Origin of the sequence: Frankia sp. AiPs1, from assembly GCF_023716945.1 — a bacterium.
In the GTDB taxonomy this organism is placed as follows: Bacteria; Actinomycetota; Actinomycetes; order Frankiales; family Frankiaceae; genus Frankia.
In genome coordinates this window covers 1-13,309 of sequence record NZ_JAMQQF010000134.1, presented here as the reverse complement: position 1 = coordinate 13,309, position 13,309 = coordinate 1, and the positions used below count along the sequence as shown (strand labels likewise).

Annotated in this window: 13 protein-coding genes; 5 read left to right on the top strand and 8 right to left on the bottom strand. The window is 72.2% G+C overall.

What is annotated here, in order from left to right; genetic code table 11:
* Positions 1 to 359, top strand: a 359-nt coding sequence (locus ND748_RS14320) for a molybdenum cofactor guanylyltransferase (RefSeq protein ID WP_251746301.1), incomplete at its 5' end; no start/stop codon positions are given.
* 2 nt (positions 360 to 361) lie between these two features.
* Complete coding sequence (locus ND748_RS14315; RefSeq protein WP_251746300.1) at positions 362 to 805, top strand: DUF6457 domain-containing protein; 444 nt, start codon at positions 362 to 364, stop codon at positions 803 to 805.
* Here ND748_RS14315 and ND748_RS14310 read toward each other — a convergent pair.
* Positions 769 to 1,191, bottom strand: a complete 423-nt coding sequence (locus ND748_RS14310) for a hypothetical protein (RefSeq protein WP_251746302.1) — start codon at positions 1,189 to 1,191, stop codon at positions 769 to 771. The two genes, ND748_RS14315 and ND748_RS14310, sit on opposite strands and share 37 nt — an antisense overlap.
* A gap of 709 nt (positions 1,192 to 1,900) precedes the next feature.
* Between ND748_RS14310 and ND748_RS14305 the strand changes: the two genes are divergently transcribed.
* Both ND748_RS14305 and ND748_RS14300 read left to right on the top strand, forming a co-directional pair.
* Positions 1,901 to 2,554: a hypothetical protein gene (locus tag ND748_RS14305; protein WP_251746299.1), complete on the top strand. Its 654-nt coding sequence runs from the start codon at positions 1,901 to 1,903 to the stop codon at positions 2,552 to 2,554.
* A 2-nt stretch (positions 2,555 to 2,556) separates the two neighbouring features.
* Entirely contained in the window at positions 2,557 to 5,064 is a 2,508-nt protein-coding gene (locus tag ND748_RS14300; protein WP_251746298.1) for an AAA family ATPase, read from the top strand.
* A 125-nt stretch (positions 5,065 to 5,189) separates the two neighbouring features.
* Here ND748_RS14300 and ND748_RS14295 read toward each other — a convergent pair whose 3' ends face one another.
* Positions 5,190 to 6,530 carry an MFS transporter gene (locus ND748_RS14295; RefSeq protein ID WP_251746297.1) on the bottom strand — a complete coding sequence of 447 codons (1,341 nt, stop codon included), beginning with the start codon at positions 6,528 to 6,530 and terminating at the stop codon, positions 5,190 to 5,192.
* Positions 6,531 to 6,737: 207 nt separating this feature from the next.
* On the opposite strand from ND748_RS14295, the gene ND748_RS14290 reads away from it, so the two are divergent.
* The gene (locus ND748_RS14290) at positions 6,738 to 7,211 is read left to right on the top strand and encodes a DUF222 domain-containing protein (RefSeq protein ID WP_251746296.1); all 474 of its coding nucleotides are present in this window, start codon (positions 6,738 to 6,740) and stop codon (positions 7,209 to 7,211) included.
* A gap of 101 nt (positions 7,212 to 7,312) precedes the next feature.
* Here ND748_RS14290 and ND748_RS14285 read toward each other — a convergent pair whose 3' ends face one another.
* The 6 genes from ND748_RS14285 to ND748_RS14260 all read right to left on the bottom strand — a co-directional run.
* A complete protein-coding gene (locus tag ND748_RS14285; protein WP_251746295.1) occupies positions 7,313 to 8,716 on the bottom strand; it encodes a carboxyl transferase domain-containing protein in 1,404 nt (467 codons plus the stop codon).
* Positions 8,717 to 9,109: 393 nt separating this feature from the next.
* Positions 9,110 to 10,336, bottom strand: coding sequence for a beta-ketoacyl-ACP synthase II (gene fabF / locus ND748_RS14280; protein ID WP_251746294.1), 1,227 nt, complete (start codon positions 10,334 to 10,336; stop codon positions 9,110 to 9,112).
* Positions 10,333 to 10,578, bottom strand: coding sequence for an acyl carrier protein (locus tag ND748_RS14275; protein WP_009742445.1), 246 nt, complete (start codon positions 10,576 to 10,578; stop codon positions 10,333 to 10,335). Before ND748_RS14275 ends, fabF begins: the two co-directional genes overlap by 4 nt.
* Positions 10,579 to 10,756: 178 nt before the next feature.
* Positions 10,757 to 11,704, bottom strand: coding sequence for a beta-ketoacyl-ACP synthase III (locus ND748_RS14270; protein WP_251746293.1), 948 nt, complete (start codon positions 11,702 to 11,704; stop codon positions 10,757 to 10,759).
* Positions 11,701 to 12,726 carry an ACP S-malonyltransferase gene (locus ND748_RS14265; RefSeq protein ID WP_251746292.1) on the bottom strand — a complete coding sequence of 342 codons (1,026 nt, stop codon included), beginning with the start codon at positions 12,724 to 12,726 and terminating at the stop codon, positions 11,701 to 11,703. The genes ND748_RS14270 and ND748_RS14265 overlap by 4 nt, the downstream gene beginning before the upstream one ends.
* Positions 12,727 to 12,941: 215 nt before the next feature.
* A partial coding sequence (locus tag ND748_RS14260; RefSeq protein WP_251746291.1) for a CdaR family transcriptional regulator occupies positions 12,942 to 13,309 on the bottom strand: 368 nt, incomplete at its 5' end.

Sequence of the window (13,309 nt, the reverse complement as noted above, 5' to 3'; positions counted from 1 at the left end):
CCGCGGGGCTGGCCGCGGTCGCCACCCCGTTCGTCGCCGTTCTCGCGGCCGACCTGCCGTTCCTTACCGGCCGGGAGATCGAACTGCTGCACCGCGGCGCCGAGGAGCCGACGGCGCACGCCGCCGTCCTGGTCGACCCCGGCGGGCGGCGCCAGTACCTTGCCGCCGTCTGGCACACCGCGAGGCTGCGTGCCGCGCTGCCCGCCGACCCGGTCGGGCGGCCGGTGCGGGGTCTGTTCACCGACCAGGTGGTGACGTCCGTACGCGCGGACGCCCTCGCCTGTCTGGACTGTGACGCGCCCGCCGACGTGGCCCGTGCCCGACGCTGGGCCGGCCGGGCCCGGCCGGGCACGATGTGACGATGACCTCCGCCCACACGCCACGGCCCGGAGACACCCCGCTGCCCGGAGACACCCCGCTGCCCGCCCACACCCCACGGCCCGGAGACACGCCACGGCCCGGAGACGTCCTGCCGCCCGGAGACACGCCGCGGCCCGGTGGCGGCGGCGATGTTCTGGATCGATGGTTCGCGCAGGTCGGCGCCGAGCTCGGCGTGGAGTTGGCGGGCGTCGACGTGGCCGCGTTGCTCGATCTCACCCGGGAGGTCGCCCACGGGGTCGCGCGCCCGGCGGCGCCGCTGACCGCGTTCCTGGTGGGTCTCGCGGCCGGTCGAGACGCCGTCGTCGGCGGCACCGACGCGGCGGTGGCGGTCCGGGCGGCGACGGTCGCCGTGCTCGGTCTGCTCGACCTGCGGACGGCCGAGGCCGCTCAGCCCATCCGGCCGGGGCCCGCCTCGTCGAGGTAGCCGCGCATGTCGATCGCCATGGTGCGCACCGCGTCCTGGTCAGGCTCCTCGTACTGCTCGCCGCCGCTGGTCGCCCGGGCGTAGCCGAAGGTCAACCGGGGCAGCACCTGGGTGGGGGTGTCGAGGTCGTCGGCCCACTCGGGCTCGTCGCCGGTGAAGGCGGCCGGGCCGGAGGGCAGGTCGGCCGCACCGGGCGCGGCCGTCACGACGGCCCAGTCGATCACGCCGAGCACGATGATCGCCGCCAGCGCGGGCACGGCCGCGATCGGTTTCCACGCCGTCAGCCCCACCAGGGCGAACACCGCGACCACCGTCAGCCCGCCGACGAGGTGGCGTCGGGTGGGACGAAGCGCGGGAACCTTTCGACCACGCCGATAGTGCGCCATACCGACAGTGTGCCCCACGGCCGGCGAGGTCCCCTGCGGCCGCCGTGTCCCCGCGTGGCCGCCGTGTCTCCAAGTGGCCGCCGTGTCTTCGCGTGGCCGCCGTGTCCTCATGTGGTCGGTGGGGGCCGGCGGGGCGTGGAGTCGGCTCCGGGCGGGAAGGCGACCGGCACGCTCATCCCGATGGGTGAGGTCCGGTCCCGATGGGTGAGGTCCGGTGTGGGTGAGAGGGAACGCGGGCCGCGTCCCACCGATTCGGCCGGGGGCTTCCGGGTATCCAACGTGGACCTGGCCGGCCCGACGCGACCGTGCGGCATCGTTTCGTCGTGCCCAGGGTGACACCCGGGTCGACGACCGGGCCGGCACGGGACGGTGATTCTGACCGCCCGAAAGTTCGGCCGCGGGGCGTCGGGCCGGCGCTCGCGAGCCCTCCATGGGCAGGTGGCGCGGTTGCAGGTGGCGGCTGCGTCGCCGGTCGACGCCTGACAGCGGAGGGTATGTGGCCTCACCCTTTTTGGTGAAGGTTGCGCACGTCGGGCGGCTTCTGGGCCACACTTTTCGGAGAAAGCGATATGGACCCATGGCCCGGCGCCGCACCATGCGTTCGACCTTGCGAGGCGGGAGGTTTGCCGTGGCGGCTCGACGTCGGACGACCCGTCCGCGCCGAAAGTCCCTTCCAGGCACCCTGCTACTGCTCACGGTAGCGGCGGCGGTGCTTTTGGTCGGCGGCTGCGGCTCGCCGAGTTACGAATATGTGACGAACAAGAAGGACGGCGCGTTTCTCCGGGTTCCGAACGGGTGGAATCACCAGGAGATGCCCGGCCCGGCCCTGTTCGGTATCGATGCCCGCAACGTCAGTCCCGAGATGCTGCAGGGGCTGATGTCGCGGGAATGGGTCATGGGGCTCGACGCGGCCCGGCGATTCGACGACTCGCGCCTGCTCGTCCCGGACGCCACCCTGCCCAAGGGGTTCGCGCAGGTTCGCCACCTGCTGCCGGAGGAGGCGAACGCGGTGTCGACCAACGACCTGCGCAACTTCGTCCTGTCGGTGGACGACGCGGTGGCCGCCCAGGAGAAGGCCGTCCGTCAGGACCCCTACGGCGCCCGCCTGACCCCCGACTTCCTGCTGCTGGCGGACCAGGTGGTGCACAAGAAGGACGGCGTTCACGGCGTGCACCTCGTCTACCAGGTGCAGACCGACGCCGGCCTGGTCACCATCGACCAGACAAGTCTGCTCGACAATGGGCAGACGGTTCTCTACCAGCTCATCCTCGCGTGTTCGTCGCTGTGCTACGCGCAACACGCAGACCAGATCGGCGATGTGGCCAAGTCCTTCACGATCGAGCCGACGGACCGAGGGCAGTAGAGATGGGCGTGATGGACCACGCAGACGGAATCCGCACGGACGGGTCCGGCACGGTCGGTTCTGGCCCGAACGGCCCTGGCCCGGACGGCTCTGGGCCGCTCGGCGGGTCGACGGCGTCCACCGTGACGGAGCAGCCGGAGCCGGCGGCCGAGGGCGACGGGAAGCCGCGCCGCCGGGGACTCCCGCTGTGGGACCGGGTGAAGTTCCTGATCCTGCTCGGCGCCGTGTTCCTGTTCGTGGTGGCCGCGGATGTCTCCGGCGATCCGCTGATGACCTGGGCCGACGCGTTCCGGATCCAGGCCAGGAAGAGCGCCTGGGTGCTCGTCCTGGTCGGACTCGAGGTGCTCCACCAGGTCCACATGCTCATCGCCGAGCGGTGGTCGGCTTACCACGTGTTCTGGACCGACCGGGTCTTCGGTCGGGCGGAACGCCGGATGCTGCGGCTCAACGACTGGAACCGGTACCGGCTCAGCCGCGCGGCGAAGTGGATCGTGGCTCTCGCCCTCGCCCTGTTCGTCTACGCCCGGCTGTCCCACACCTCGGTCTTCGACGCCCTCGTGCAGGTGCCGGGTGACCTGTGGAAGGCCATCCCGTTCGTCCTGCAGATCGTCCTGCTGATGGTCCTCGTCGTCGGCCAGTTCGTCGTCATGTTCTGGTTCCTGTCCAAGGGCGGCGTCGACACCTACTTCCCGGAGGACATCACCACCCGCTTCGCCGACGTGTGGGGCCAGGACCACGTCGTCAGCCGGGTCAAGGAGAACGTCTTCTACCTGGAACGGCCCGAGGAGATCGAGAGCCGCGGCGGGCACGTGCCCGGCGGCATCCTGCTGTGGGGGCCGCCCGGCACCGGCAAGACGCTCCTCGCGGAGGCGGTGGCCGGCGAGACCGGCAAGCCCTTCGTGTTCGTCGACCCGGGCGCCTTCTCGGCGATGTTCATGGGCGTCGGCATCCTCAAGGTGAAGTCGCTGTTCCGCAAGCTGCGCAAGCTCTCGCTGCGCTACGGCGGCGTGATCGTCTTCTTCGACGAGGCCGACACGCTGGGCAGCCGCGGCGCGCTGAACGGCGGTTTCGGTGGGATGGGCAGTGGGGCGCGATCGTGGCTCGCCCGTCAGGGCGCGCCCGCGGCCGGGGCGTCCCGGATGGCGTCGGGCCCGGCCGGATCGGGCCCGGCGGGCCACTTCGCCGACCCGTTCGGCGCGCGGGGCGATGGCGGGTCGCGCGATCTGTGCAACGGCCTGTCCTACCTCAGCTCCGCCGCCCGCTCGGAGATCACTCGGGAGCAGGCGCGTGAGCAGTTCGTGATGGGCGGCGGTGGCGGCGGGTTCGACGGCACCCTGCAGGCGCTGCTTACCGAGATGTCGGGGTTGAAGAAGCCGCGTGGCTTCCTCAACCGGGTGGTGCGCCGCACGCTCGGCATGCGTCCGAAGCCGCCGCCGAAGTACCGCATCCTGGTGATGATGGCGACGAACATGCCGCAGTCGCTGGACGAGGCGCTGCTGCGCCCCGGCCGCATCGACCGTCAGTACAAAGTCGGCTATCCGAGCAAGGAAGGCCGTATCCGCACCTTCGAGGGGTACCTCGCGAGGGTGCGCCATGAGCTCACCAAGGAACAGATCGACCGGCTTGCCATCATGAGCCCGGAGTCCACCGGCGCGACCATCAAGGACACCGTCAACGAGGCGCTGGTGCAGGCGGTCAAGGACGGCCGCGAGGTGATTACCTGGCAGGACATTCTCCGGGCCAGGGTGATCAAGGAGTATGGCCTTGCCGACGACCACGAGCACATCGATCGGGAGCGGCACAGCATCGCCCTGCACGAGGCGTGCCATGCCGTCGTCGCCTACCGGATGCAGCGCGGTCGCGTGATCGACCTGGCGACCATCGAGCGGCGCGGCGGCGTCGGCGGCTTCGTGGCCCACGTCGCCGTCGAGGACCGGATGTTCATGTGGAAGTCCGAGATCGAGATCCAGGTGATGGTCTCGCTGGCCTCGCTCGCCGGGGAGCGGATGTTCTTCGAGGGGGACAACACCGTCGGGGTCGGCGGTGACCTGCGCAGCGCCACCCTGCTCGTCGCCAACTTCATCTCCTCGGCGGCGATGGGGGAGACCCTGGCCTCCCGGCTGTCCATGCTCGAACAGCAGATGGGCAACGCCTCCATCGACGCCGACCGGCCCTTCGGCGAGCAGGTCGAGGTCAAGCTGCGCGAGCTCTACGAGCGCACCGAGGCGGTGCTGGGCGCGAACCGCCGGGAGATCCTTGCCCTGACCCACGCCCTGGAGACCCACAAGACGATCACCGGCGAGGACGTGGAAGCCATCATGGAAGGCCGCACGGGGCCCACCGTCGACGGCCGTCGCTACCACGAACCGGACTTCCTCAACGTCGCCGAGCGCTACCACTCCGACGCCGTGCGGGCGCATCGTGGCCAGACCCGGGAGCTGCACAAGTTGCCCGAACTCGGCCGCGCGGCGGCGAGCAAGTCCGCCGAGGCGCCCACCGCTGGGGACTGATGCCGGTCGGGGCCGGGCGAACGGGGTTGGCCCTCGGCAGCTGCTACCGCCTCACCTGGGTCGAGTGGCCGCCGAGAAGCACGTGGCGATCGCCTCCGCCCAGCCCGGGTCGGGGCTGGCCGCCGTCAGTCGGGGCTGGGTGCGGGCAGTCGGGGCGGGGCGTAGGCAGTCGGGGTGGGGCGCAGTGCGGCGAAGGCGAACACGGCCGCGGCGAGGGCCGCGCCGGCGGCGAGTAGCAGGCCGGCGCGCGGGCCGAAGGTCTGCGCGACCCAGCCGGCGATCGGGCCGCCGAACGGGGTCGTGCCGAGGAACGCCACCGACCACAGCGCCATCACCCGCCCGCGCATGGCCGGGTCCGCGGAGAGCTGCACGGTTGCGTTCCCCGTCGAGATGAACGCGACGCTCGTCCCGCCCACCAGCACGAGCGCGGCCAGCTCCAACTCGATGGAGGGCGCGGCCGCGGCGAGAAGGAACGCGATGCCGAAGGCCCCGGCAATCACCGCGAGCGGCCGGACGCCGATGCGGCGGCGGCGGGCCACCAGCAGGCCACCGATGACCGCGCCGGCCCCCATGGCGGAGGTCATCATGCTGTAGGTCTCCGCGTTGCCGCCGAAGGTCTCCCGTGCCACCAGCGGCAGCACCACCTGGAACTCGTACGACAGCGCGCCGATGACCAGCATCATGATCAGCGGAATCCGCAGCACCGGAGTGCGTCGGACGTAGGCGAAACCGGCCCGTAGCTGCCCCGGTGCCCGGTGCACCGGCGGCCTCTCGTGCAGCGCCGAGGTGTCCATGCGGTGCAGGGCGAGCAGCACCGCGCCGAACGACGCCGCGTTGAACAGGAAGCACCCGGCCGTGCCGACGGCCAGGATGACGACGCCCGCGATGGCCGGTCCGACGATGCGGGCCGCGTTCACCGTCACCGAGTTCAGGGTGATCGCGTTCGGCAGGTGGTCGGAACCGACCATCTCCTGCACGAAGCTTTGCCGGGCCGGGTTGTCGACCGCGTTGCACAGGCCGATGAGCGCTGCGGCCACCGCGATCATCCACAGCCGGGCGGTGCCCGTCAGATCAAGTGCGCCCAGGGCCAGCGCGGCGAGCCCGGAGCCGACCTGCGTCATCATCAGCAGATGCCGCCGGTTGGTCCGGTCCGCGATGAGGCCGCCGTAGGGACCGAAGAGCAGCACCGGCAGGAACTGCGCGGCCGTCACCAGGCCGAGGGTGGTTCCCGAGGCGCCCAAGGAGAGCACCAGCCAGCCCAGGGCGATGGTCTGCATCCAGGTCCCGCACAGCGAGACGACCTGCCCGGCGAGGAAACGGCGGAAGTTCGGTATCTGCAAGGCGGCAAAGGTGCCGCCATGCGGTGCGGCCACCGCGGCTGTTCCGCCCGTGGCATGGGTACCGGGGTCCGGCCGGTCCGGCTTCGTTGCCGGGGGCCGGCCGGGACTGTCGACCTGCAGGGACATGCACACACCTCCAAGCGCATCAACGCCTGGCGGCAGATCGTTATTTCGCAGCAGGTAACCATCTTGCCCGATGGTGACGGAGCCGAGCCGGCGGTTGGCTTTCGCCGCGGCCCGATCTACTATGCGAACAGATGTTCGATTGATGTGTCGTGGGGCAGGCGGAGTTCCGCCGAAGTCCGGTGCGGCGCATCGGTGCGGGAGGGGTTGGTGATCGTGATTGATGTCGAGGCGTTGCTGGGCGGGGTCGTCGCCGTCGACGCGCGCGAGCTGCCCGATGTGGAGGTGGCCCTGCTGGTCGTCGATGTCCGTCGGTTGGTCGACGCCACCGACGCGCTGTGGATCCGGCTGCTGGCCGAGTTCGATCGGCGCGGGCTGTGGCGGCTCGACGGTGCGCGGTCGGCCGCGGCCTGGCTGCGTCGGGAATGCCGGCTGGTGCATCCCACCACGGCCACGGCACTGGCGGTCGCGCGTGCCGTCGAGGCACTGCCGGCCTCCGGCGCGGCCTCTCGCGCCGGCACCCTGAGCTTCGAGCACATGCGGGCGATCGCGCCCGCCGCCGAACCGCAGCGGCGCGAGGTCGCCCTGCGGGCGGACCCGATCTTCGCCCGCGCCGCCCTGTGGATGAACCCGCGGCAGATGAGCAACGTCGTGCGCACCTGGATGCAGCTGGCGGACGGATGAGCGCCACGCTCGGGCGGCGCAGGCGCCCGGGGGGACGGTCGGGGGTGGCGAGGTCGCCGGCTCGGACCCCGGGTCAGGGGGGGCCGAGGGTACCGGTGGCCCTACAGCGGGATGTTGCCGTGGACGCTCTTGTCCGCACGGGCGTCGGCGAGCGCGTTGGCCAGCGCGGAGGCGACGGCGCCTCGGGTCGCGGCCGGGGTGACGACGGCGTCGACCACACCCAGCTCGACGGCCCGGTCGATGCCGCCGACGGTGCGAATGTGCTCCTCGGTGAGCTCCGCCAGCACGTCCGGTCGGCGCTGGGCCGGCACGTCGGCCAGCTTGCGCCGGTGCAGGATGCCGACGGCGGCCTCCGCGCCCATGACGGCGACCTGCGCCGTCGGCCACGCGAACACGGCCGTCGCGCCGAGCGAGCTGGCGTTCATCGCGATGTACGCGCCGCCGTAGGCCTTACGCGTCACGACGGTGACCCGGGGCACGGTGCACTCGGCGAAGGCGTAGAGCAGCTTCGCCCCACGGCGGACGACGCCCTCCCACTCCTGCCCCACGCCCGGCAGGTACCCGGGCACGTCGACCAGGACGATCAGCGGCACGCCGAACGAGTCGCACATGCGCACGAAGCGCGCCGCCTTTTCGGCGGAGGTGGCGTCGAGGCAGCCGCCGCGGCGCAGCGGGTTGTTCGCGACCACCCCGACGGTGCGGCCACCGAGCCGGCCGAGCGAGGTCACGATGTTGCGGGCCCACTTCGGGTGCAGCTCGATGCCCTCGCCGTCCAGCACGGCGTTCACCAGCGGCCGCACGTCATAGGCCCGCCGCGGGTTCTCGGGCAGCAGCTCGGCGAGCTCGCGCCCGGCGACCTGGCCGATGTCGCGCTGGTCGGCGAGCAGCACCGCGAGCGCGCGGGTCCGCTCGATCGCCTCGTCCTCGGAGTCGCAGGTCACATGCACGACCCCGCTGCGCTTGGAGTGCATCTCCGGGCCGCCGAGGCTGGCGGCGGTGCAGTCCTCGCCCGTCACCGATCGCACCACGTCCGGACCGGTGACGAAGACCTTCGCCTCGGGACCCATGATGACGATGTCGGTCAGCGCAGGGCCGTAGGCAGCGCCGCCCGCCGCCGCGCCGAGCACGAGCGAGAGCTGAGGTACGCGGCCGGAGGCCCGGACGGTTGCGGCGAAGATCCGTCCGACGCCGTCGAGCGAGGCGACGCCCTCCTGGAGCCGGGCGCCGCCGGAGTGCCAGATGCCGACGACCGGGCAGCCGAGCCGGACGGCGGACTCGATGGCATGGACGATGCGGGCGCAGCCGTCGCGCCCCATCGCACCACCCTGTACGGTCGGGTCGGTGGCGAATGCGACGACTTCGTTCCCGTCGACGAGGCCCTGGCCGGCGACGACCCCGGATGTGTCGCCGGCTGCGAACAGGGACACTGTGTCGGCGTCGAAGAACCGGCCAAGCCGGGCCTCGGGTGTGCGTGGGTCAACTCGGTCGATCGTGGACAGACTCACCGTGCGTCTCCTTGCCTGAACGGCGTCGAACCGGTTCATCGGCCGACGCGCGACCACCTGGGGTACGCGCCGGTACCCGCGAGACACTCGGTCCGGCGACCATGGGCGCCCGCCGCACCGGCGGGCGGTGCCGTGGCAGCGGTGGGGCGGCCGGCGTCACGGCGACATCTAGGTGACTGCGATGGGCGGATCTGGTGCGGCACTCGGCAGTTGAGCAGGGGTGGTGCTGAGCCGGGTGGGCACTCGGGTGGTGCATCACCGCCGTCGCTGTGGCCGGCGGATCCGGATCCGTGCCCGGCTGGGCACGGCATGCGGCTCCGCCGGCGCTCCGACGGTGACGGCTGGGTGTCCGGCCGATGCGGAGCGGCGTGGGCCGTCCCCGCGGCGGGGCCGTCAGACCGTGAAGGCCAGACAGACGTCGTGGCCGCCGAAGCCGAACGAGTTCGACAGGGCCGCGCCCGTGCCGATCTTGCGGTTGTCGATGCTCACGACATCGAGCGCGATCTCGTCGTCGAGCGCGTCGAGGTTGCGGGTCGCCGGGACGATCCGCTCGCGCAGGGCCAGGAGGCTGGCTATCGCCTCCACCGCGCCGGCCGCCCCGAGCAGGTGACCGGTCATCGACTTGGTCGACGTCACCGCGACCTCGTCGATGTGGTTGCCCAGCGCGGAGCGCAGGGCCACCGCCTCGGCCACGTCACCCGACGGCGTCGACGTGGCGTGGGCGTTGATGTGGATGATGTCGGTGGGCGCCAGCGACGCCGAGCGCAACGCGGCACGAACGGCCCGCGCGGCGCCCGCACCGGTGGGATCCGGGGCGGCGATGTGGTAGGCGTCCGAGCTGATCCCAGCGCCCGCCAGCGTGCCGTGGATCCGCGCGCCGCGGGCGGCGGCGTGTTCGGCGGCCTCCAGGACCAGGATCGCCGCGCCCTCGCCGAGTACGAAGCCGTCCCGCGCCTTGTCGAACGGGCGGGACGCCGTCTCCGGCGTGTCGTTGCGGCGGGACAGGGCCTGCATCTGCGCGAAACCGGCTATCGGCAGGGCCGCGATCGCGGCCTCGGTCCCGCCGGCGATGACGACGTCCGCCCGACCGGCCCGGATGATGTCCAGCCCGAGGGCGATGGCCTCCGAGCCGGACGCACAGGCGCTGACCGGGGCGTGCACGCCCGCCTTTGCCTTGAACTCCAGGCCGACCGTGCTCGCCGGGCCGTTGGGCATGAGCATGGGCACCACGTGCGGCGAGACCCGCCGGGCACCCTTCTCCCGCAGCACGTCGTGCTGGGTGAGAAGGGTGATCACGCCGCCGATCCCGGAGGCCACGCAGGCCGCGAGGCGCTCCTGGTCGACGTCGGGCGAGCCCGCGTCGGCCCACGCCTCGCGGGCGGCGACCAGCGCCATCTGCTGGCTGCGGTCGAGGGTGCGTGCCTCGACCCGGCCCAGCGGGAGTTCCACCGCGAGTGGTGCGCCGATCTGGACCGGAAGTTGCTCGATCCAATCCTCGGTGAGCCGCCGGGCGCCGGAGCGGCCCGCGAGCAGACCCTCCCACGTCGAGGCGACATCGCCACCGAGGGGAGTGGTTGCCCCGAGGCCGGTGACGACGACCTGCCTTGGGGTTGTGGTCACGCCGCCACACCAGCCCGCTGGATGTACGAGACCGCGTCGCCGACGGTCTTGAGGGACTTCACGTCGTCGTCCGGGATCTTCACGGAGAACTTCTCCTCCGCGGCGACGACCACCTCGACCATGGACAGCGAGTCCACATCCAGGTCGTCGATGAAGGTCTTCTCGGGGGTGACGTCCGCGGGGTCGACACCGGCGACCTCTTCGAGGATGACGGCGAGACCGGCGAGAATGTCCTGGGACACGGTGGTTCCTCCTGTGGGATCTGGGCTGGTGGCGGCGATGGCTACGCGCGATCAGGCGATCGTCGCGGGCATGCGCCGGGGTGCTGGTACCTGGGACAGGGGTGTGGCGGACCCGGTCATCGGACCGCCAGGGACGCGGCGCGGCGGGCGGGCATCCGCGCCGAGAGGTCGATCAGGGTCACGGGCATCGCACGACCTGCCCGCAGTAGGTCAGGCCGGCGCCGAAACCGAACAGCAGCACCGGGTCGCCCCGGCGGATCTCGCCGGTGTCGAGCAGGCGAGCGAGCCCAAGCGGAATGCTCGCGGCGGAGGTGTTGCCCGAGTCGACGACGTCGCGAGCGACGGCGGCGTTCGTGGCACCGATGCCCGTCGCGAGTGCCTCGACGATCCGCAGGTTGGCCTGATGCGGAACGATACCCGCGAGCTCGTCGGGCGCCACGCCGGCCCGCTCGCAAATCTGCCGCACGGTCGGCACCAGGGAGATCGCCCAGCGGAAGACCGCCTGGCCCTCCATGCGGAACAGGTTGTCCCCGTAGCCGGGGACGCGAATCACCTCCGGCCGGGAGCCGTCGTGGCCCCAGACCGCCGGGCCGATCTCGTCGGTCTCGGCCGGGCCGATCACGGTCGCCCCGGCGCCGTCGGCGAGCAGGATGCAGGTGCTGCGGTCATCCCAGTCGGTGTAGTCCGACAGCCGCTCCGTGGCGACGACGAGGACGTTGCGCACGCTGCCGGCCCGCACCATGTCGGCGGCCGTCGACACCGCGTAGCTGAAACCGGCGCAGGCGCCGTTGATGTCGAACGCGCCGGCATGAGTGGCCCCGATGCGGTGGGCGATCTGCGGCCCGGCGCCGGGGATCTGCGAGGGCGAGGTGCAGGTCGCGCCGATGACGAGGTCGATGGTGTCCGCCGTCAGGCCGGCGGCCGCGAGCGCCTTCTCCGCGGCGGCCGCGCCCATGGCGACAGTCGTCTCCTCGTCGTCGGCGATCCGGCGGGTGGCAATGCCCGTGCGGCTCTGGATCCAGGCGTCCGAGGTCTCCACCCGCTGGGCGATCTCGTCGTTGGTGACGAGCCGCGCCGGGCGGTAGACGCCGAGCCCGAGCATGCGGGCTCCGCCCACGGCGCTCATGCCCGCACCCCGACGAGGGTCGCGTCGGGCGCCGGTAGGTCCGGCGGCGTCCGCGGCGCTGGGCTCGCCGGCGCCTGGCCGAGGTGGTCGGTGCCGACGTGTTCGGCGATCAGCTCGCGCGCGGCGGGCAGGTCGTCCGGGCTCTTCACGGCAAGGATCTTCACGCCGGGCAGCTCGCGGCGGGCGATTCCGGCCAGGGTGCCAGCCGGCGGCAGCTCGATGACCGCGGTCACACCAAGCTCCCGCAGCGTCGCCAGGCACAGGTCCCACCGCACTGGCGCGGCGACCTGGGCGACGAGTCGGGAGAGGAGATCAGCCGGGTCCGTGACGATCGAGCCGTCGGCGTTGGACAGGGTCGCCACCCGGGCCGCGGCCGGCCGGATGCCGCCGGCGACGGCGTCGAGCGCGTCGCGGGCCGAGGACATGTGGTGGGTGTGGAAGGCACCGGCGACGGACAGCGGTCGCAGCCGGACGCCCGCGGGCGGTTCGGCCGCGAGCCGGGCGAGGTCCTCTGTCGTGCCAGCAGCGACGATCTGGCCGGCGCCGTTGCGGTTGGCCGCGGTCAGGCCGAGCTCGGCCAGCCGGGCGGTCACCGCCTCCGGCTCCCCGCCGAGCAGCGCCGTCATCCCGGTCTCGGTCCGTGCGGACGCCTCGGCCATCGCGCGGCCGCGCAGGGCCACGAGGATCAGAGCCTCCTCGGCCGAGAGGATGCCGGTGAGGACCGCGGCGGTGATCTCGCCGACGCTGTGGCCCGCCAGGACGAGCGAGGTGGTGGCGACTGGGGCGGCGACCGGCAGGCCGAGCTGTTCGGCGGCGACGAGACCGCTGGCGACGATGAGCGGCTGGGCGATCGCCGTGTCCCGGATCGTCTCGGCGGGCGCCTCGCACCCGACCTCCAGCAGATCGATGCCGGCCGCGGCCGACCACCAGCGCAGCCTTTCCTCCGCCCCGGGGAGACCGCGCCAGGCGCGGAGCTGTCCGGGGGTCTGTGCACCCTGGCCGGGTGCGAGGATCGCGAGCACGTAACTACCTAACCCTTCGCGGGGACTACTTGTCGCTGGCGGCCACTCACCGATGTCCCGACCGGGCGTTGTAGATGGTCTACAAACCGATCTGCCTTCACCGGAAATTCGTTCCTGCTGCGGACATCGGGGCGGATTCGCGTGACAGGCCAGCAGAGTGGCCTGATGTGACCGTTCTCGCACGGGGGTAAGACGACTCCGGAGCGATGCTCCGATCATGTTCTCCCTGTAGGTAACGCACCGTCGAGGCGTCCCAGGACGAGCGCAACATGCAGGATGAATCGCTCCCGGTGATCCGCCGGGTCGAGACCACAGACCTCCGCGGCCTTCCGCAGCCGGTAACGGACCGTGTTGGTGTGGAGGTAAAGGGCCCGGGCTGTGGCCTCCAGCGACGAACCGAAGTCGAGATACGCCCCGGCGGTCTCCAACAACGGCGTGCCCGCGTCCCGCAGCGGCAGGTAGACCTCCTCGACGAGCGTTCGTCGAGCGTCGGCATCCCCGGCCAGCGCCAGCTCCGGCAGCAGCGCCCGGGCCTGAACCGGCCGGGGCGCGGCCGGCCAGGCGGCGACGACGTCGGTCGCGG